An 18618-nucleotide genomic window follows, 5' to 3' on the forward strand; every position below is an offset into this window, starting at 1 on the left:
CCCTTATCTGTACTTCGCGTCCTGCTCGCGGTCTGCCGCAATCTGAGCCTCGTAACGGTCCCCTACAGCCAGCAGCATCTGCTTGGTGTAATAGAGATCGCCACGCTTCTCGCCGTGATATTCGAACACCCTTGTTTCAACGATTGCGTCGACCGGACAGGCCTCCTCGCAGAAGCCACAAAAGATGCACTTGGTCAGATCGATGTCGTAGCGAGTCGTCCGCCGCGAACCGTCGTCGCGCTGGTCCGAGTCGATCGTGATCGCCATTGCTGGGCAGACAGCCTCACACAGTTTGCAGGCGATGCAGCGCTCCTCGCCGTTCGGGTAACGACGCAATGCATGCAGGCCGCGGAAACGCGCACTCTGCGGCGTCTTCTCTTCCGGAAACTGGACAGTGATCTTGCGCTGAAAAAAATGTCTGCCGGTCAGGGCAAGACCCTTGACCAATTCCTTGAGGAACAGACTTCCGATGTATTCGTTGGCACCCATGGTCTTCAGTACCTCACTTCCAGATCGACAGCGGGGAGATCATCCACACTGCCACCACGACCACCCAGACGAGGGTGACCGGGATGAATACCTTCCAGCCCAGACGCATGATGTGGTCGTAGCGGAACCGCGGGAAAGTTGCACGAGCCCACAGGAACAGGAACAGGATGCAAGCCGTTTTCAGTGCCAGCCAGATGAAGCCGTCAGGCAGGAAGCCGACCGGCGACAACCATCCGCCGAGGAACAGGATCGAGGTCAGGATCGACACCAGAATCATGTTCGCGTACTCGGCGAGGAAGAACAGCGCGAAGGCCATGCCCGAGTATTCGACCATGTGGCCCGCGACCACCTCGGCCTCGCCTTCGACCACGTCGAACGGCGCACGATTGGTCTCGGCAATGCCCGAGATGACATAGACCACGAACATCGGGAATAGCGGCAACCAGTTCCAAGACAGGAAGGACAACCCCATGTCGTGGAAACGGCCCGATCCCTGCGTGGTGACGATGTCGGTGAGATTGAGGCTGGCCGAGATCAGCAGCACGCAGATCAGCGCGAATCCCATCGAAACCTCATAGGACACCATCTGCGCGGCAGCGCGCATCGAACCAAGGAAGGGGTACTTCGAGTTCGAGGCCCAACCCGCAACGATCACACCGTAGACCTCCATCGACGTGATCGCGAGCAGGAACAGCAAGCCCGCGTTTACGTTTGCGAGCACCATTCCGTCACCGAACGGCACAACGGACCAGGCTGCGAGCGAAGGGGCAATGGCCAGGATGGGGCCGAGAATGAAGAGCCCCTTGTTGGCGCCACTGGGGACGATGATTTCCTTGAGCAGCAGCTTGACGCCGTCGGCCACGGGTTGCAGCAGGCCGAACGGGCCGACCCGGTTGGGGCCGATACGGACCTGCATGTAGCCAATGACCTTGCGCTCAGCCAGCGTCAGATAGGCGACACAGCCCAGCAGCGGCGCAATGATCGCGACGATCTTGAGCAGCGTCCAGACCGCAGGCCAGGTGGGGCCGAAGAGGTCGGCAACCGGTTGCAGCATTGCTTCCATCACACTCGCTCCACGCTCAATTCACCGCACATCGGACCCAGCGCAACGGTCGACGCGTGCGCGGCCGCAATGCGGACACAGCCCGCGGCGACACCCTCGTCCGCGACCACCGTCAGTTCGACCTTTCCGCTGCCGCTCACCCGCACGCGTTCGCCCGCAGTCAGGCCGAGCATGGAAAGCGTGGCCTGAGCAATGCGCGCGGCGGGTGCCGCAGCATCACGTGTCTTCTGCAACGAGCCCGCGCGACGCACCAGGGCATCGGCGAAATAGATCGGGACATCTGCCACGCGCTGCAGCCCACCACCGGTGGTTGCCGCCCCCAGGCTCACGCCGGCGATGGCATTGTCGAGACGTGCGGCCAGATCGCCAGTGAGGACTTCGGCACGCACGCTCTCTGAATCGGCTTGATCGAAACCATCGAGTTGCAGCAGATTGCCCAGCACACGCAAGACTTTCCACCCTGGCCGGGTGTCACCCGTCTGCTTGGCCACGGCATTGAAACTCTGCGCCCTGCCCTCGCAATTGACGAAGGTGCCGGAGGTTTCGCTGAACGGGGCGACGGGCAGCATGACGTCGGCAACGTCGCGCAGCGAAGCGGCGTCGAAGGCCGACAGCGCGACAACCAGTTGCGCACTTGCGAGTGACGTTGTCGCCAGCACGCCATCGGCAAAATCAAGATCCGGCTCGGCACCCAGCACGACATATGCCTTGCGCGGCTGCTCCAGCATAGTGCGTGCATTCAGTCCGCCGGTGCTTGGCACTGCGCCCGCAAGATATCCGCCGACACTGTTCGCCGCCTCGCCGATGAAGCCAAATACGCCACCCGCCAAACGCGCGATTTCCTGCGCCAGCAACTGCAGTTCGGCTGCCTGGGTATGCTGAACCGCGAGGTTGCCCAACCACACTGCGACCTTGCGCCCGCCTGCGAGGCTGGCAGCGATTTCGCGCGCAGCATCGGAGACGGTCGCCGGCAAAGCGCCGTCCAGCGTATCGGACACCACAGCCGATTTCTCGGCGGCGAGCGCAACGACCACCTCACCCAAGGTCCGAACCATCGCGTCGGGCGCAACAAGTGCGCGCTGGCGAACGGGGATCAACCATTCTTCGGCATTCGGACCCACTGCGCTGACATGCAGACCACGCTTTGCCGCCTGGCGGACACGCTGGGCCAGCAGCGGCGCGTCCTTGCGCAGGAAACTGCCGATAACGAGCAAACGGTTCAGATCCGACACGCCGGCCACGGGCATACCCAGCCACGGCGCGCCCTTGCGGGAAGCATCCGCACGGAAATCGGATTGGCGCAGGCGGAAGTCAATGTTGTCCGAACCGAGGCCACGAATCATTTTCTGCAACAGGTGCAGCTCTTCCACGGTGGCGTGCGGCGATGCCAGCGCACCGATCGACGCAGCACCATGATCCTTGGCGATGCCCCTGAGGCCCGTCGCGACGAACTCCAGTGCGGTCTGCCAGTCGGTGGGCTTCCACTCGCCACCCTGTTTGATCATGGGCCGGGTCAGGCGCTCCTCGCTCGAAAGTCCCTCATAGGAGAAGCGGTCCTTGTCGGACAGCCAGCATTCGTTGAGCGCCTCGTTTTCGTGCGGCAACACCCGCTTGACCACTTCGTGCTTGGTCTGAACGATCAGGTTGGCGCCGAGCGAATCGTGGGGGCTCACCGACTTGCGTCGTGACAGCTCCCAGGTCCGAGCGGCGAAGCGGAACGGCTTGGACGTGAGCGCGCCGACCGGGCACAGATCGATGATGTTGCCCGACAGTTCGGAGTCGACCGTCTTCTCGACGAAGGTCATAATCTCGGCGTGTTCGCCCCGGAACGCTTGTCCGAGCTCCATCTCGCCGGCAATTTCGGTGGTGAAACGCACACAACGGGTGCAGTTGATGCACCGTGTCATGTCGGTCGATACGAGCGCACCGAGATTCTTGTTGAAGACGACCCGCTTTTCTTCCTGGTAACGTGACCTGCTGTCACCATAGCCCACGGCCAGATCCTGCAACTGGCACTCGCCCCCTTGGTCGCAGATCGGGCAATCGAGCGGGTGATTGATGAGCAGAAACTCCATCACCCCCTTCTGCGCCTTGACCGCCTGCTCTGAATGCGTCCACACCTTCATGCCATTGGTCACGGGTGTAGCACAGGCCGGCAACGGCTTGGGCGCCTTTTCCACCTGGACGAGACACATGCGGCAGTTGGCCGCAATAGACAACTTCTTGTGATAACAGAAATGGGGGATGTAGGCCCCGGTCGCGGATGCTGCATCCATGACCGTGCTGCCATCCGGCACCTGTACCTGCTTACCGTCGATTTCGATCTCTAGCATGAGGGGCTCACGTAGATTTGGCTGCCTGCGTGCTGCACTTCAGGCGGCACCAGACATTTCTTGTTTTCGATGTGATACGCAAATTCGTCACCGAAGTGCTTGATGAAGCTCTGCACCGGCATCGAGGCAGCATCGCCGAGCGCACAGATGGTGCGACCCATGATATTGCCCGTCACCGAGTTCAGCAGATCGAGATCGTCCGGCCGACCCAGTCCGTTCTCGATGCGATGCACCACCCGGTACAGCCACCCCGTACCCTCGCGGCAAGGCGTACATTGACCACAGGACTCTTCGAAATAGAAATAGGACAGGCGCTCGAGCGCCTTCACCATGCACGTGGTCTCGTCCATCACGATGACAGCACCCGAACCCAGCATCGAACCGGCTTTGGAGATGGAGTCGTAATCCATCGTACAGTCCATCATCACATTGCCCGGAAGCACGGGAGACGACGAACCGCCCGGAATCACGCCCTTGATCTTGCGACCGCCGCGCATGCCACCAGCCATTTCGAGCAACTCGGCAAACGGCGTCCCCAGATTGATCTCGTAATTGCCCGGCCGATTGACGTGGCCGGAAATCGAAAACAGCTTGGTACCGCCGTTGTTCGGTTTGCCCAGATTCAGAAAACCCTCGCCGCCCATGTTGATGATGAAGGGGACGGAAGCGAAGGTCTCGGTATTGTTGATTGTCGTCGGCTTGCCGTACAAACCGTAGCTGGCGGGGAATGGCGGCTTGAAGCGCGGCTGTCCCTTCTTGCCCTCGATCGACTCGAGCAGTGCAGTTTCCTCGCCGCAGATGTAGGCGCCGTAGCCGTGATGGGCAAAGAGATCGAAGGAGAAGTCAGAGCCCAGAATGTTCTGGCCGAGCAGACCGGCGGCCCTCGCCTCGTCGAGCGCTTCCTCGAAACGGGTATAGATCTCGAAAATCTCGCCGTGAATGTAGTTGTAGCCGCGAGCGCATCCCATTGCGTAGGCCGCAATGATCATGCCTTCGATGACGGTATGCGGGTTGTAGCGCAGGATGTCACGATCCTTGAACGTTCCCGGTTCGCCTTCGTCCGAGTTGCAAGCCAGATACTTGTCACCCGGAAACGAGCGCGGCATGAAGCTCCACTTCAGGCCGGTTGGAAAACCTGCACCGCCACGACCACGCAATACAGACGCCTTCAGCTCGGCGATGATGGCTTCCGGTGGTGTCTTGTCGGCGATGATTTTGCGCAATGCAGTGTAGCCACCGCGGGCAACATAATCCTGGAGCCGCCAGGTGCGGTCGCCGTCGACGCCGGCGAGAATCAGTCCGTAGGCGCTCATTTATCTTCCAGGTCCGCCAGCATTTGGTCGATCTTCTCGGTCGTCATCCAGCTGCACATGGTGTGATTGTTGTGCAGAAGTACCGGTGCGTCTCCGCACGCGCCCATGCACTCACCCTCCTTGAGGGTGAACTTGCCGTCAGCGGTCGTTTCGTTGAAGTCGATACCCAGTTTCAGCTTGAGGTAGTCGGCCGCATGAACGCCGCCGGACAATGCACAGGGCAGATTCGTACACACCGTGATCTTGTGACGTCCGACCGGCTTGAGGTCGTACATGTTGTAGAAGCTTGCCACCTCGTAGGCCGCGATCGGTGGCATGCCGATGTAATCAGCCACGAAGCCGATGACCTCCTTCGGCAACCAGCCCTTTTCGACCTGCGCGATGCGCAGTGCGGCCATGACGGCCGACTGCCGTTGGTCCGACGGATATTTTGCGATCTCGCGATCAATCTGTTGCAGCGATTCCTGGCTCAGCATGTCGTGCTCTTCTTCCGGATAGCCCGCCGTGTTTTCTGTGATACCCATGTACGCGCCATGAGTGCGCTCACCTGTCGATCTCGCCGAAGACCACGTCCATGGTGCCGATGATGGCGACCACGTCGGCAATCATGTGACCGCGCGTCAATTCATCCATTGCCGCAAGATGGGCGAAACCCGGGGCGCGCAGCTTCAGCCGATACGGCTTGTTGGCACCATCGGAGACTGCATAGACGCCGAACTCACCCTTTGGATGCTCGACTGCGGCGTAGACTTCACCCTTCGGAACATGCATACCTTCGGTGAAGAGCTTGAAGTGGTGAATCAGCTCTTCCATGTTGGCCTTCATGTTCTGACGCGACGGCGGCGCAACCTTGTGGTTGTCGGTGATGACCGGTCCGGGGTTCTTGCGCAACCAATCGATGCACTGGCGGATGATGCGGTTGGACTGACGCATTTCTTCCATGCGGCAAAGGTAACGGTCGTAGCAGTCACCGTTCTTGCCCACGGGAATGTCGAAATCGACGCGGTCGTACACTTCGTACGGCTGCTTCTTGCGCAAGTCCCAGGCAATGCCCGACCCGCGCAGCATGGGACCGGAAAAGCCCCATGTCAGTGCCTGCTCGGGAGACACGACCCCGATGCCAACCGTACGCTGCTTCCAGATCCGGTTGTCGGTCAGCAGGGTCTCGTATTCGTCGCAATAGCGCGGAAACCGGTCGGTGAAATCCTCGAGAAAATCGAGCAGCGAGCCCTGCCGATTTGCATTCAGATCCTTGATCGCACTGGCGTTCTTGAACTTGTTCGCCTGATACTGCGGCATACGATCGGGCAGATCACGGTACACCCCGCCCGGACGATAGTAGGCTGCATGCATACGCGCGCCGGACACCGCCTCGTAAGCATCCATGAGGTCTTCGCGTTCGCGGAAGGTGTACAGCACCATCGTCATTGCACCGATGTCGAGCGCATGCGTACCGATGTTGAGCAGGTGATTCAGGACACGCGTAATCTCGTCGAACATGACGCGGATGTACTGCGCCCGAAGCGGCACTTCGACCCCGAGCAGGCGTTCGATCGCCATGCAATAGGCATGCTCGTTGCACATCATCGACACGTAGTCGAGGCGGTCCATATAGGGCACCGACTGCACCCAGGTGCGCGTCTCGGCAAGCTTTTCGGTACCACGATGAAGCAGGCCGATATGCGGATCGGCACGCTCGACGACTTCCCCGTCGAGCTCCAGCACCAGACGCAGCACACCGTGCGCCGACGGATGTTGCGGGCCAAAGTTGATCGTATAGTTGCGAATCTCAGCCATGACCTACATCCCCGTAGCTTTCCTCGCGCACGATGCGCGGCGTGTTTTCGCGCGGCTCGATGCTTACCGGCTGATAGACGACTCGCCCCTGCTCAGGGTCGTAACGCATCTCGACATAGCCGGAAATCGGAAAATCCTTGCGGAAGGGATGGCCGACAAAGCCGTAATCCGTCAGGATTCGACGCAGATCCGGATGCCCCGCGTACATGATGCCGTACAAATCGAAAGCTTCGCGCTCAAACCAGTTCGCACTCGCCCACAGATCGCAAAGGGAATCGAGCACCGGAAAGCCGTCGTCCTCTGCAAAGACACGCAGACGCAGCCGCCAGTTATGGCGAATGGACATCAGATGCGCAGCGGACGCAAACCGACGACCGGTCCAGCCCCCGTTTCCGTATGTCGAATAGTCCAAGCCTGACACATCGAGCAACTGCTCGAAATGCAGATCCTGGTTGTCGCGGAGAACGGCAGCCACGCGAAGATAATCTGCGGCCGCCACCTCGATGGTGACTTCCCCGCGATCGACCACCAGAGACTGCAGCGTATCGCCGAAAACTTCCTGCAGCATCTGGCTCAGACGTTCAAGCTTGGAACTCATGTACTGGAGCCTCGTCAACGCGCAATCGTATTGGTGCGCTTGATCTTATTCTGAAGCTGAATGATGCCGTAGAGCAGCGCCTCGGCCGTCGGAGGACAGCCCGGAACATAGACATCCACTGGCACGATGCGATCACACCCGCGCACGACCGAGTAGGAGTAGTGGTAATAGCCACCACCGTTGGCACACGAACCCATCGAGATTACCCACCGCGGCTCGGCCATCTGGTCATACACCTTGCGCAGCGCCGGCGCCATCTTGTTGCACAGCGTGCCGGCAACAATCATCAGATCCGACTGCCGCGGACTGGGACGGAACACCACACCGAAGCGATCAAGATCGTAGCGGGAACAACCGGCGTGGATCATCTCGACCGCACAGCACGCCAGACCAAAGGTCATGGGCCACAACGAACCAGTCCGCGTCCAGTTGATGACTGCATCGAGCGAAGTGGTGACAAACCCTTCGCGAAAGACGCCCTCAATACTCATGTCTTACTCCCAATCGAGTGCGCCGTTTTTCCACTCGACGATATAGCCGATAACGAGAATGGCCAGAAACACCATCACCGAACCAAAGACAAACCAGGCTATTTCGCCGGCAGCAATGAATTCCTGAAAGACCGTTGCCCACGGGAAGAGGAAGGCGATCTCGAGGTCGAACAGAATGAAGAGAATGGCAATCAGATAGTAGCGGACGTCAAACTTCATCCGGGCGTCTTCAAACGCCTCGAATCCGCACTCGTATGGAGACAGTTTTTCACTGTCGGGACGGTATGGGGCAATGATGCGGCCCAGCAGCACGGGAACGACCCCGAAACCAAGCCCCACCAAAATGAACAGCAGAACGGGAAAATAATTTTCCAGCATGACTCAATGACCCCTATTGAGTATTGGCAACTTGTTGCCACTGTTATTGTTTTTGCTGCCCTTCATGGAAACGCCCGCTTGTGCGGGCGCTCTCTGTATTCTGGTGCCGACGGTGAGACTCGAACTCACACGGCTTTCGCCACTACCCCCTCAAGATAGCGTGTCTACCAATTTCACCACGTCGGCTGCGCTCGTCAGAGCAGCGAAATTATACGGTATTTTGCGCACTGCGCAAAGTGCTGCTACTACTTACTTGGGGATCGCCTGAGCCTTGGAATCGTCAGCCGGCGCGGCTGCCGCAGGCGCCGCAGCCTCGCCCGCGGGCACGGTCTGCACCACCCCGTCCATGACGCTGGCGGGCGCCTCCGGCTTCTTGCTGGCAAGGTAACTCAAGCTCAGACTGGTGATGAAGAAAACCGTCGCCAGGGCGGCGGTGGTACGACTCAGGAAGTTGGCCGAACCCGAGGAACCGAACAAGCTGCCTGACGACCCGCCACCGAACGCAGCACCCGCATCGGCACCCTTGCCATGCTGCATCAGCACAAGGCCGATCACACCGAGGCCGACCAGCACATGAACCGTCAGAACCAGAGAAAAAACCATATTACCCATGACTGCAGACCTTGAAAAAATCACACACCAATTCTTGTTAAGCCACTGCCGCACGGCAGATGGCCAGAAAATCATCCGCCACCAGCGAAGCGCCACCGATCAACCCGCCATCAACATCCGGCACCGCAAACAGCTCCGTCGCATTGTCGGGCTTGACGCTTCCACCATAGAGAATGCGAACGCCACTCGCCGCCACACCATGCGCATTCAACCAGGCGCGCAAGCCTGCATGCACTTCGCCCACCTGCGCTGGCGTCGCGGAAAGCCCGGTTCCAATCGCCCAAACCGGCTCATAAGCCAGCACCATGCGCCCGACCGCGTCCGCACCAGCAACCTCGAGCACCGCCGCCAGCTGCCTGCCTACGACGCTCATCGCGAGCCCGGCCTTGCGCTCATCGAGCGACTCTCCGACGCAGACGATCGGCACGATACCCTTGCGCTGCGCGGCAAGCGCCTTGCGCCCCACCATCGCGTCATCTTCGCCAAACAGCGCCCGCCGCTCGGAGTGACCGACGATCACATAGCGGCAACCGAAATCGGCAAGCATGGTGGCACTGACTTCACCCGTATAAGCGCCAGCGTCATACTCGCTGACATTCTGCGCCCCCAGCGCAACGCCAACCAACCGTGATTGCGCCTGCGCCAGATAGGGAAACGGGACACATACAGCCATGTCGACACCTGGAACCGCAACGGATGCATCGAGCAGTTGATCGTTTGCCTGAAGACTGCCGTTCAGTTTCCAGTTACCGGCAACCAGTTTCTTCGACATGCCGAAAGCCGTCCGATAAATCGGGGGATTATATGCCGTGGCGGGCTCACCGTGCAAAGTCTTCCGCCCGGGAGGTCCTGCGTGCGCAAGCAGACAGGAACGAATGCCCCCTATCCACGCACGTAGATACCAGGCCATCATTCACATCCGCTGCGCCGCAGCGTACAGTATGCCTTGTCGTGGAAGGTCTCAAATGAGCGGGACACCTTTCAGCTCGGTTCCTGGAGGCGAAATGGCTGACCGTCAGCCGAACGTGAGCTCTACGGCTCGATTGGTTCGCTCGATTACAAGGGGGTCTTGAAATGGAAAATCCGGTTCACTTGTTCACGGATCTGTTCAAGCAGCTGGGGCTTGCGAGCGACAACGCGGCCATTGCGTCCTTCATTCAGGACCATCGTCCGCTTCCGGACGATATCAAGCTGGCCGACGCGCCGTTCTGGAATGAGGCGCAGGCAAGCTTCATTCGCGAGGAACTGCTCGAAGACGCGGACTGGGCCGAGATCGTCGATCAACTCGATGCAGCGCTCCGTGCCGATTGATCGGCGAAGGCGCATCAGGAACGGGGCGCATGGCCCCGTATCGTCATCGCATCAACCAAAGCGGCCAGTGATGTAGTCTTCGGTCTCCTTCCTTTTTGGCTTCAGGAAGAGTTCGTCCGTCACACCAAATTCCATCATCTCGCCCAGGTACATGTAGGCGGTATAGTCCGAGATGCGCGCCGCCTGCTGCATGTTGTGGGTCACGATGACGATGGTGAACTCATCCTTGAGTTCACCGATGAGCTCCTCGATCCGCGACGTGGATATCGGGTCCAGTGCCGATGTGGGTTCGTCGAGCAGGATCACCTGCGGCTTGACCGCGATACCGCGTGCAATGCACAGACGCTGCTGCTGGCCGCCGGACAGGCTCATCCCGCTCTGGTGGAGCTTGCTCTTGACCTCATCCCACAGTGCAGCCTTGCGCAGCGCCCACTCCACACGATCGTCCATTTCAGCCACGGACAGCTTCTCGTGCAGCTTCACGCCGAAGGCAATGTTGTCATAGATCGACATAGGAAACGGCGTCGGCTTCTGGAAAACCATGCCGATCTTGGCACGTAGCACGCTGACATCGATGCTGGAGTCGAGCAGATTCTTGCCGTCAAACAGCAATCCGCCCTCGGCACGCTGATCGGGATAGAGGTCGTACATCCGGTTGATGGTGCGCAGCAAGGTAGACTTGCCGCAGCCCGAGGGACCGATAAAGGCCGTCACTTTGTGCCGCGCCATCTTGAAGTTGATGTTCTTCAGCGCGTGAAACTTGCCGTAGTAGAAATTGAAATCCTTGAACTCGATTTGTGCGTCGGTGATTTCCATAGTCATCTCGAATCGTTGGCTCGACAACGAGCCTCAGTTGATCTTTTCCACCCGCAGGAATACGCGAGCAAGGATGTTCAGCGCCAGCACGCCGAGCGTAATCAGGAACACACCGGACCAGGCAAGATCCTGCCAATTGGAGAACGGACTCATCGCGAACTTGTAAATCGTCACCGGGAGATTAGCCATCGGGCTGTTCATGTCGAGCGACCAGAACTGATTCGACAGCGCGGTGAAAAGCAGCGGTGCGGTTTCGCCGGCAATCCGAGCCACCGCCAACAGCACCCCAGTCAGCACCCCTGCGCGTGCTGCACGCAGCGTCACCTTGGAGATCATCACGCTCTTGGGGGCCCCCAACGCAAAGGCGGCCTCGCGCAAGGTGTCGGGCACGAGCTGCAGCATGTTCTCGGTTGTGCGAACGACAACCGGCAACACGATCAGCGCGAGCGCAATCACACCCGACCACCCGGAGAATTTCCCCGTCTGCGCAACCACCACGGCATACACGAAGAGACCGATCACGATCGACGGCGCCGACAGCAGCAGATCGTTGATGAAGCGGGTTGCACTGCCCAACAGCGTGAAACGCCCATATTCGGCGAGATATACCCCAGCCAGGACGCCGATGGGCGTGCCGATCAGTGTCGCCAGACCCACCATGATCAGACTGCCGACGATGGCATTGAGCAATCCACCCACATCATCGCCCGGTGGCGGCGTCATGTCTGTAAACAACGTGACGGACAAGCCCGAGACACCCAGCTTGAACACCGTGAAGAGAATCCAGATCAGCCAGACCAGGCCGAACAGCATGGCCATCATGGACAGGCCGAGGGCAAACTTGTTGACCAGTTTCCGTCTAGTGAGCAGGTTCATGATTTGCCTATCAACTCTTCGCACCCTCGCCCTTGGCGAGACGGAGCAGGAGCAGCTTCGATATCACGAGAACGATCATCGTGATCACGAACAGAATAAGACCCAGTTCCATCAATGCAGCGGTATGGAGTCCGGGGTCAGCCTCGGCGAATTCGTTCGCCAGCGCGGACGTGATGCTGTTTCCGGGATCGAACAAAGACACAGAATTGAGGAAGTTGGTATTACCGATGACGAAGGTGACCGCCATGGTTTCTCCCAGCGCGCGCCCCAGACCGAGCATCACACCGCCAATCACGCCCGTCTTGGTGTAGGGGAGTACGACGCCCCACATCACTTCCCATGTGGTACATCCCACCCCGTAGGCTGACTCCTTCAGCATGGGCGGCGTGACATCGAATACGTCGCGCATGACCGAGGCGATGTAGGGAATGATCATGATTGCGAGGATGATCCCCGCAGACAGCAGACCGATGCCAATGGGCGGGCCGGAAAAGAGCGCCCCGATGAACGGCAGTTTCCCGAGCGTGGCGCTCAGCAGCGGCTGACCATACTTGGCGAAGATGGGCGCAAATACCAGCAAGCCCCACATGCCATAGACAATACTGGGGATGGCTGCGAGCAATTCGATCGCGACGCCAAGGGGGCGTCGCAGCCAGACCGGCGACAGCTCGGTCAGGAACAGCGCAATACCAAAACTTACCGGCACCGCAATCAACAGCGCGATGGCCGACGTCACCAAAGTGCCATAGACCGGAATGAGCGCACCGAACTTCTCCATCGGGGGATCCCAATCGGTGGAGAAGACGAAGCCGATTCCGAACGTGCGAATGCTCGGCCAAGATTCGTAGATCAGTGAAATGATGATTCCGACGAGCAGAATCAGGGCCAAGATGGCGAAAGAACGCGCTGAGAACGCGAAAAGTCGGTCACCCAGCTTCTTCCAGGAAGAGGAACTGAATTCTTTCGAAGACATGCTGACACCCGAAAGGGCGGCCGCATCGCCACCCGCGGAACCCAGGCCAAAGGCCCCAGGGGCCTTTGGTTGCTCAGTTGAGCGATGCACCGATGCGCTCCGCTTATTTGCCGGAATACACGGTCTTGCCCGAGGCGTCCTTCATCATGCCCCAGGAAGACTTGATCAACTTGATAGTTTCAGCCGGCAGCGGCACATAATCAAGCTCGGCGGCCATTGTGGCGCCATTCGCGTATGCCCATTCGAAGAACTTGAGCGATTCGGCAGCCTGCTGCGGCTTGTCCTGAAGCTTGTGCATCAGAATGAAGGTGGCGCCGGTGATCGGCCACGAAGCCTTGCCCGGTTCATTGGTCAGGATTTCATAGAACTCGGCCTTGCTCCAGTCCGCACTGGCAGCGGCAGCGGCAAAGGCTTCGTCGGTCGGACCGACGAACACACCTTCCTTGTTCTGCAACAGGGTGTGGGTCAGCTTGTTCTGCTTGGCGTAGGAGTACTCGACATAACCGATCGAGCCCGGCAGGCGCTGAACGAATGCGGACACCCCTTCGTTGCCTTTGCCGCCCAGACCGACCGGCCACTGCACGGCAGAGCCTTCACCGATCTTCTCCTTCCAGTTGGCAGACACCTTGGACAGATAGTTGGTGAAGATGAAGGTCGTACCCGAACCGTCAGCGCGACGCACAACACCGATGTCCTGGTCAGGCAGGTTCAAGCCGGGGTTCAGCGCGACAATCGCCTTGTCATTCCACTTGACGATCTTGCCCGCATAGATATCGGCCAGCATCTCGCCAGTCAGTTTCATTTCACCCGGCTTCACGCCCGCCAGATTCACCACCGGCACCACGCCACCAATTACGGTGGGGAACTGCTGAAGGCCGTCCTTGGCAAGCTCTTCCGGCGTCAGCGGCTTGTCGGAAGCACCGAAATCAACCGTCTTAGCGGTGATCTGGCGAATGCCGCCGCTCGAACCGATCGACTGGTAGTTAACCTTGTTGCCGGTTGCCTTCTGGTAGGCATCAGCCCACTTCGAATACACCGGCGCGGGGAAGGAAGCACCGGCACCGGTAACTTCGGCGGCCTGCGCGCCCATGGAGAAAATGGCTGCAGAGCATGCAAGGACAACGAGCTTGGTCGATACGCGGATCATGACTACCTCTTGTTTGAAAGCTGAAGCCGTAAGGTAACAAGTGACTGTTACAAACACATTTCATGTCTTTTTACGTAATCACCGCCGACGCGCCGAATCCAAATTTTAAATTTTAAAATCAAGATCTTGAGAAAAACACAAGATGACAGCGCAAATCATCCGGACGATGCTCAGCCCACCGCCTGCTCAACGGCTTGAGCAATCCTCCGCGCCAACTGATCGACCTGGGACAGATCGCGCCCCTCCACCATGACCCGCAGCAACGGTTCCGTCCCGGACGGTCTCAGCAACACGCGACCGCCATCGCCAAGCGCATGCTCCGCTTCCGACTTCGCAACCGCGATTCCCTCATCGGCCTGCCAGTCGAAGCCCGAGGGCAATCGAACATTGATCAGCCGCTGCGGATAGAACACCAGATCCTCGCAGCACTCGGCAAGCGTCATGTCGCGCTGCTTGAGCGCGGCCAGCACCTGCAGTGCGGATACGATCGCATCTCCGGTGGTATGACAGTCGAGGCAGATGATGTGGCCGGAATTCTCACCACCGAGCTTCCAGCCCTTCTCATGCAGCAGTTCGAGCACGTAGCGGTCGCCCACATTTGCTCTGGCGAAAGGCACTCCCAGACGACCGACGGCGTGCTCAAAACCCAGATTACTCATCAGCGTCCCGACTACGCCATCCAGCCTGCCAACAGCGGTGCGCGCGGCAGCAATGACATAGATCAGCTTGTCGCCGTCATAGATGTCGCCCTGACGATCAACCATGATCAGCCGATCACCGTCGCCATCGAGGGCAATGCCGATGTCGGCACCGTGCGTCAAAACGGCCTGACGAAGATGCTCCGGCCGAGTCGCCCCAACGCCATCATTGATGTTGAGCCCGTTGGGCTCGACGCCAACCGGAATGACCTCGGCACCCAACTCGTGAAACACGCTCGGGGCGATGTTGTAGGCGGCGCCATGCGCGCAGTCGAGCGCAATCTTCAGTCCGCGCAGGTCGAGCTCCGTCGGAAAGGTGCTCTTGCAGAATTCAATATAGCGCCCGGCTGCATCGTTGATTCGGCGCGCACGACCGAGACGGGCGGACTCCACACACCCCATCGGCTCTTCCAGATGCGCCTCGATCTCGGCCTCGATCGCATCGGGAAGTTTGGTGCCACCAGCCGAGAAGAACTTGATCCCGTTGTCGAAGAACGGGTTATGCGAGGCCGAGATGACCACGCCGGCCTGAAGACGCAAGGCCCGCGTCAGGTAGGCCACAGCAGGCGTTGGAATGGGGCCGGCAAGCATGACATCGACGCCGGCTGCGGCAAATCCGGCTTCCAGCGCCGCTTCGAGCATGTAGCCCGATATCCGGGTGTCCTTTCCGATGAGGATCGCAGGCCGCTCCCCGGCAGGCAGATGCTCACGTGCCACCAGGGACACGCCCGCCGCGTATCCGAGACGCATCACGAACTCGGGCGTGATCGGCAACTCACCCACACACCCCCGCACACCGTCGGTACCGAAATACTTGCGCCCCATGCTGTCCCCACCCAGATCTAAAGGGAGGGATTATGACACCGCTCGCCACACATTGAGCGCATCCCGGGTCGGACCGACGTCGTGAACACGTACGATAGCGGCACCCCGCTGTATCGCAATCAGTGCAGCGGTCACACTGGCGTGGACGCGCTGATCGACCGGTTGCCCGGTAATGGCGCCCAGCACCGACTTGCGCGAGAGTCCGGCCAGCAGCGGCAAACCACTATCCGAGAATCGCATCAACTCCCTAAGCAGGGTGCAGTTGTGCTCCACGCTCTTGCCGAAACCGAACCCGGGATCGAGCACGATTCGCGATCTGCTTACGCCGACCGCCTCAAGTACAGCCACCCGTTCGTCGAGAAAGCTGGCGACTTCGCTCACCACATCGCCGTAGACCGGACTGCGCTGCATCGTGCGTGGCTCGCCCAGCATGTGCATCACACACAGTGCCGCATCGCCGCCGCGAACGGCCTCGACGGCACCTTCGGCGCGAAAGCCGTTGACATCGTTGATCATGTCGGCCCCGGCCCGCAGAACGGCGCGCATCACGCCAGGCTTCAGCGTGTCTACCGATATCGGAACATTCCAGCTGACGAGCTCCTCAACGACGGGCAACAGCGCGTCCAGTTCCTGCTGTTCACTCACCGGTTCCGCACCGGGGCGAGTCGATTCCGCGCCGAGGTCGAGCAGGTCGGCCCCCTCCTTCAATGCTTTCTCGGCTCTCGCCAGCACCGCCCCGAGGTCGGCGTCGAGTCCGTCACCCGAAAAGGAATCGGACGTGAGATTGACGATAGCCATGATCTTCGGCGTTGCAAGATCGAGCGCAAAACGGCCACAGACGAGCGAACTCATGCAATGTCTCCAACAGCGCTGCGCAGATGTGGCAGCAAAGAAAACGGGCCGGAAATCCGGCCCGTCGATTCAATCAGCAAAAACAGTCGTCAGGCGGCAGGTGCAGCCGCCGTGGGAGCAGCGCCGGGCGTATCGTCCGACGAGCGCGCACGCGGCGCCGGTGCAGGCTTGGGCGGACGCGGCGGCCGGCCTTCCATGATGTCGTTGATCTGGTCTGCGTCGATCGTTTCCATTTCCAGCAGTGCCGCGGTCATGCTCTCCACCTTGTCGCGGTTCTCCTCGAGCAGACGACGAGCCAGCGCATACTGCTGATCGACAATGCGACGAATCTCCGCATCGACTTTCTGCATGGTCGCCTCGGAAACGTTACGGTGTGTCGTGACCTGACGACCAAGGAAAATCTCGCCCTCTTCCTCACCATATACCATGGGACCCAGCGAATCCGACATGCCCCATTGCGTCACCATGCGACGGGCGAGATCGGTTGCACGCTGAAAGTCGTTCGATGCGCCTGTCGTCATCTGCTTCATGAACAGCTCTTCCGCGATTCGTCCGCCAAACAGCACAGTGATGGTCTGCAACAGGCGTTCGCGATCCTGGCTGTAGCGGTCTTCAGTGGGCAACTGCATGGTTACGCCCAGCGCCCGGCCACGCGGAATGATGGTGACCTTATGCACCGGGTCGGTCTTGTCGAGAAGACGTGCGACCACTGCATGGCCCGACTCGTGATAGGCGGTATTGCGACGCTCTTCTTCCGGCATCACCACCGAGCGGCGCTCGGCACCCATCATGATCTTGTCCTTGGCGCGCTCGAAATCCTCCATGTCGACCAGACGCTTGTTGCTGCGCGCAGCAAACAGGGCCGCCTCATTGACAAGGTTGGCCAGATCCGCTCCGGCAAAACCAGGCGTGCCGCGCGCGAGCACCTGCGGCTCGACATCGGGGGCAATCGGCACCTTGCGCATGTGCACCTTGAGGATCTGCTCGCGGCCACGAATATCCGGCAGCGCCACCACGACCTGGCGATCGAAGCGCCCCGGGCGCAGCAGAGCAGGATCGAGCACGTCAGGACGGTTGGTTGCCGCCACCACGATGACGCCCGCCTGCCCCTCGAAACCGTCCATCTCGACCAGCAACTGGTTCAGCGTCTGCTCACGCTCGTCATTGCCGCCACCCATACCGGCGCCGCGCTGGCGGCCGACCGCATCGATTTCATCGATGAAGATGATGCAGGGCGCGTGTTTCTTGGCCTGTTCGAACATATCGCGCACGCGGGCTGCACCCACGCCGACGAACATCTCGACGAAATCCGAACCCGAGATCGAGAAGAACGGCACCTTCGCCTCGCCGGCAATCGCCTTGGCGAGCAGGGTCTTGCCGGTACCCGGCGAGCCAACCATCAGCACGCCCTTCGGAATGCGACCGCCGAGCTTCTGGAACTTGGATGGATCACGGAGGAATTCGACGAGCTCGAACACCTCTTCCTTGGCCTCATCGCAGCCAGCGACGTCGGCAAACGTTATCGAGTTGGCCGATTCGTCCAGCATCCTGGCCTTGCTCTTGCCAAAAGAGAACGCCCCGCCCTTGCCGCCCCCCTGCATCTGGCGCATGAAGAAGATCCACACTCCGATCAGCAACAACATCGGGAACCAGGACACGAAGATGCTCGACAGGAAGGACTGCTCTTCCTCGGGCTTGGATGCCGTCACCGCGACGCCGTAACGCATCAGGTCAGACACCATCCAGATATCCTGCACACCAGGGGTATACACCGTAATCGAGCGACCATCCTGTGTCGTTGCACGCAGCAAACGACCGTCCACCGTCGCCTTGGCGATACGTCCGGACTTCGCCTCCTCCATGAACTGGGAGTACTCCATGGTGTTCGGCGCAGCCTGTCGCGTGTTGAACTGGTTGAACACGGTCATCAACACAACACCGATGACCATCCAGATCGCGAGATTCTTGAAGAGATTGTTCAACGTCTTACCCCGAAAGCCCGTAATGGGCGTGCAAACTAATGACTCATTCTAGTGGCGAACGTTC

Annotated in this window: 19 protein-coding genes and 1 tRNA gene; 1 reads left to right on the plus strand and 19 read right to left on the minus strand. The window is 59.8% G+C overall.

Going from position 1 to position 18618, the window contains the following annotated elements; translation table 11 throughout:
* Positions 1-3 precede the first annotated feature (3 nt).
* The 12 genes from nuoI to tpiA all read right to left on the minus strand — a co-directional run bounded on the left by nuoI (position 4) and on the right by tpiA (position 9846).
* Positions 4-489 (minus strand): NADH-quinone oxidoreductase subunit NuoI, encoded by a 486-nt coding sequence (gene nuoI / locus J5J83_RS09190; protein WP_212348248.1) that lies wholly within the window; start codon positions 487-489, stop codon positions 4-6.
* 13 nt (positions 490-502) lie between these two features.
* Complete coding sequence (gene nuoH / locus J5J83_RS09195) at positions 503-1552, minus strand: NADH-quinone oxidoreductase subunit NuoH (RefSeq protein WP_212348251.1); 1050 nt, start codon at positions 1550-1552, stop codon at positions 503-505.
* On the minus strand, positions 1552-3885 hold the full coding sequence (gene nuoG / locus J5J83_RS09200; protein WP_212348254.1) for an NADH-quinone oxidoreductase subunit NuoG: 2334 nt from the start codon (positions 3883-3885) through the stop codon (positions 1552-1554). Before nuoG ends, nuoH begins: the two co-directional genes overlap by 1 nt.
* Positions 3879-5198, minus strand: coding sequence for an NADH-quinone oxidoreductase subunit NuoF (gene nuoF / locus J5J83_RS09205; protein WP_212348257.1), 1320 nt, complete (start codon positions 5196-5198; stop codon positions 3879-3881). Before nuoF ends, nuoG begins: the two co-directional genes overlap by 7 nt.
* Positions 5195-5674 carry an NADH-quinone oxidoreductase subunit NuoE gene (nuoE, locus tag J5J83_RS09210; RefSeq protein WP_212352923.1) on the minus strand — a complete coding sequence of 160 codons (480 nt, stop codon included), beginning with the start codon at positions 5672-5674 and terminating at the stop codon, positions 5195-5197. Before nuoE ends, nuoF begins: the two co-directional genes overlap by 4 nt.
* 67 nt (positions 5675-5741) lie before the next feature.
* Positions 5742-6995: an NADH-quinone oxidoreductase subunit D gene (locus J5J83_RS09215; RefSeq protein WP_212348259.1), complete on the minus strand. Its 1254-nt coding sequence runs from the start codon at positions 6993-6995 to the stop codon at positions 5742-5744.
* On the minus strand, positions 6988-7593 hold the full coding sequence (locus J5J83_RS09220; RefSeq protein ID WP_212348262.1) for an NADH-quinone oxidoreductase subunit C: 606 nt from the start codon (positions 7591-7593) through the stop codon (positions 6988-6990). Before J5J83_RS09220 ends, J5J83_RS09215 begins: the two co-directional genes overlap by 8 nt.
* Before the next feature lie 14 nt (positions 7594-7607).
* Positions 7608-8084 (minus strand): NADH-quinone oxidoreductase subunit B, encoded by a 477-nt coding sequence (locus J5J83_RS09225; protein ID WP_011765130.1) that lies wholly within the window; start codon positions 8082-8084, stop codon positions 7608-7610.
* Between the two features lie 3 nt (positions 8085-8087).
* The gene (gene ndhC, locus J5J83_RS09230; RefSeq protein ID WP_212348265.1) at positions 8088-8462 is read right to left on the minus strand and encodes an NADH-quinone oxidoreductase subunit A; all 375 of its coding nucleotides are present in this window, start codon (positions 8460-8462) and stop codon (positions 8088-8090) included.
* A gap of 101 nt (positions 8463-8563) precedes the next feature.
* Positions 8564-8648 (minus strand) — tRNA-Leu (locus J5J83_RS09235).
* 63 nt (positions 8649-8711) lie between these two features.
* Positions 8712-9074: a preprotein translocase subunit SecG gene (gene secG / locus J5J83_RS09240; RefSeq protein ID WP_212348268.1), complete on the minus strand. Its 363-nt coding sequence runs from the start codon at positions 9072-9074 to the stop codon at positions 8712-8714.
* Between the two features lie 37 nt (positions 9075-9111).
* On the minus strand, positions 9112-9846 hold the full coding sequence (gene tpiA / locus J5J83_RS09245) for a triose-phosphate isomerase (RefSeq protein ID WP_212348272.1): 735 nt from the start codon (positions 9844-9846) through the stop codon (positions 9112-9114).
* A gap of 302 nt (positions 9847-10148) precedes the next feature.
* Here tpiA and J5J83_RS09250 point away from each other — a divergent pair, with 302 nt between their 5' ends.
* A complete protein-coding gene (locus J5J83_RS09250; protein ID WP_212348275.1) occupies positions 10149-10385 on the plus strand; it encodes a DUF2789 domain-containing protein in 237 nt (78 codons plus the stop codon).
* 51 nt (positions 10386-10436) lie between these two features.
* Here J5J83_RS09250 and pstB read toward each other — a convergent pair whose 3' ends face one another.
* From pstB to ftsH, 7 genes are all read right to left on the minus strand, one after another.
* Positions 10437-11201, minus strand: a complete 765-nt coding sequence (gene pstB / locus J5J83_RS09255) for a phosphate ABC transporter ATP-binding protein PstB (protein ID WP_212348278.1) — start codon at positions 11199-11201, stop codon at positions 10437-10439.
* A gap of 33 nt (positions 11202-11234) precedes the next feature.
* A complete protein-coding gene (gene pstA / locus J5J83_RS09260; protein ID WP_212348281.1) occupies positions 11235-12077 on the minus strand; it encodes a phosphate ABC transporter permease PstA in 843 nt (280 codons plus the stop codon).
* 10 nt (positions 12078-12087) lie between these two features.
* Positions 12088-13140, minus strand: coding sequence for a phosphate ABC transporter permease PstC (gene pstC, locus J5J83_RS09265; protein ID WP_349251877.1), 1053 nt, complete (start codon positions 13138-13140; stop codon positions 12088-12090).
* A gap of 13 nt (positions 13141-13153) precedes the next feature.
* The gene (pstS, locus tag J5J83_RS09270; protein WP_212348284.1) at positions 13154-14197 is read right to left on the minus strand and encodes a phosphate ABC transporter substrate-binding protein PstS; all 1044 of its coding nucleotides are present in this window, start codon (positions 14195-14197) and stop codon (positions 13154-13156) included.
* 170 nt (positions 14198-14367) lie between these two features.
* Complete coding sequence (gene glmM / locus J5J83_RS09275; RefSeq protein WP_212348287.1) at positions 14368-15720, minus strand: phosphoglucosamine mutase; 1353 nt, start codon at positions 15718-15720, stop codon at positions 14368-14370.
* Between the two features lie 30 nt (positions 15721-15750).
* A complete protein-coding gene (gene folP, locus J5J83_RS09280) occupies positions 15751-16572 on the minus strand; it encodes a dihydropteroate synthase (RefSeq protein ID WP_212348290.1) in 822 nt (273 codons plus the stop codon).
* 89 nt (positions 16573-16661) lie between these two features.
* Positions 16662-18554, minus strand: a complete 1893-nt coding sequence (ftsH, locus tag J5J83_RS09285) for an ATP-dependent zinc metalloprotease FtsH (protein ID WP_212348293.1) — start codon at positions 18552-18554, stop codon at positions 16662-16664.
* Positions 18555-18618 lie beyond the last annotated feature (64 nt).

The sequence above is a fragment of the Azoarcus sp. L1K30 genome (assembly GCF_018122735.1).
GTDB lineage: Bacteria > Pseudomonadota > Gammaproteobacteria > Burkholderiales > Rhodocyclaceae > Parazoarcus.

Coding starts and splice junctions, on each gene's coding strand:
- nuoI (WP_212348248.1), bottom strand. CDS start 489: ATGGGTGCCAACGAATACATCGGAAGTCTGTTCCTCAAGGAATTGGTC.
- nuoH (WP_212348251.1), bottom strand. CDS start 1,552: ATGGAAGCAATGCTGCAACCGGTTGCCGACCTCTTCGGCCCCACCTGG.
- nuoG (WP_212348254.1), bottom strand. CDS start 3,885: ATGCTAGAGATCGAAATCGACGGTAAGCAGGTACAGGTGCCGGATGGC.
- nuoF (WP_212348257.1), bottom strand. CDS start 5,198: ATGAGCGCCTACGGACTGATTCTCGCCGGCGTCGACGGCGACCGCACC.
- nuoE (WP_212352923.1), bottom strand. CDS start 5,674: ATGCTGAGCCAGGAATCGCTGCAACAGATTGATCGCGAGATCGCAAAA.
- J5J83_RS09215 (WP_212348259.1), bottom strand. CDS start 6,995: ATGGCTGAGATTCGCAACTATACGATCAACTTTGGCCCGCAACATCCG.
- J5J83_RS09220 (WP_212348262.1), bottom strand. CDS start 7,593: ATGAGTTCCAAGCTTGAACGTCTGAGCCAGATGCTGCAGGAAGTTTTC.
- J5J83_RS09225 (WP_011765130.1), bottom strand. CDS start 8,084: ATGAGTATTGAGGGCGTCTTTCGCGAAGGGTTTGTCACCACTTCGCTC.
- ndhC (WP_212348265.1), bottom strand. CDS start 8,462: ATGCTGGAAAATTATTTTCCCGTTCTGCTGTTCATTTTGGTGGGGCTT.
- secG (WP_212348268.1), bottom strand. CDS start 9,074: ATGGGTAATATGGTTTTTTCTCTGGTTCTGACGGTTCATGTGCTGGTC.
- tpiA (WP_212348272.1), bottom strand. CDS start 9,846: ATGTCGAAGAAACTGGTTGCCGGTAACTGGAAACTGAACGGCAGTCTT.
- J5J83_RS09250 (WP_212348275.1), top strand. CDS start 10,149: ATGGAAAATCCGGTTCACTTGTTCACGGATCTGTTCAAGCAGCTGGGG.
- pstB (WP_212348278.1), bottom strand. CDS start 11,201: ATGGAAATCACCGACGCACAAATCGAGTTCAAGGATTTCAATTTCTAC.
- pstA (WP_212348281.1), bottom strand. CDS start 12,077: ATGAACCTGCTCACTAGACGGAAACTGGTCAACAAGTTTGCCCTCGGC.
- pstS (WP_212348284.1), bottom strand. CDS start 14,197: ATGATCCGCGTATCGACCAAGCTCGTTGTCCTTGCATGCTCTGCAGCC.
- glmM (WP_212348287.1), bottom strand. CDS start 15,720: ATGGGGCGCAAGTATTTCGGTACCGACGGTGTGCGGGGGTGTGTGGGT.
- folP (WP_212348290.1), bottom strand. CDS start 16,572: ATGAGTTCGCTCGTCTGTGGCCGTTTTGCGCTCGATCTTGCAACGCCG.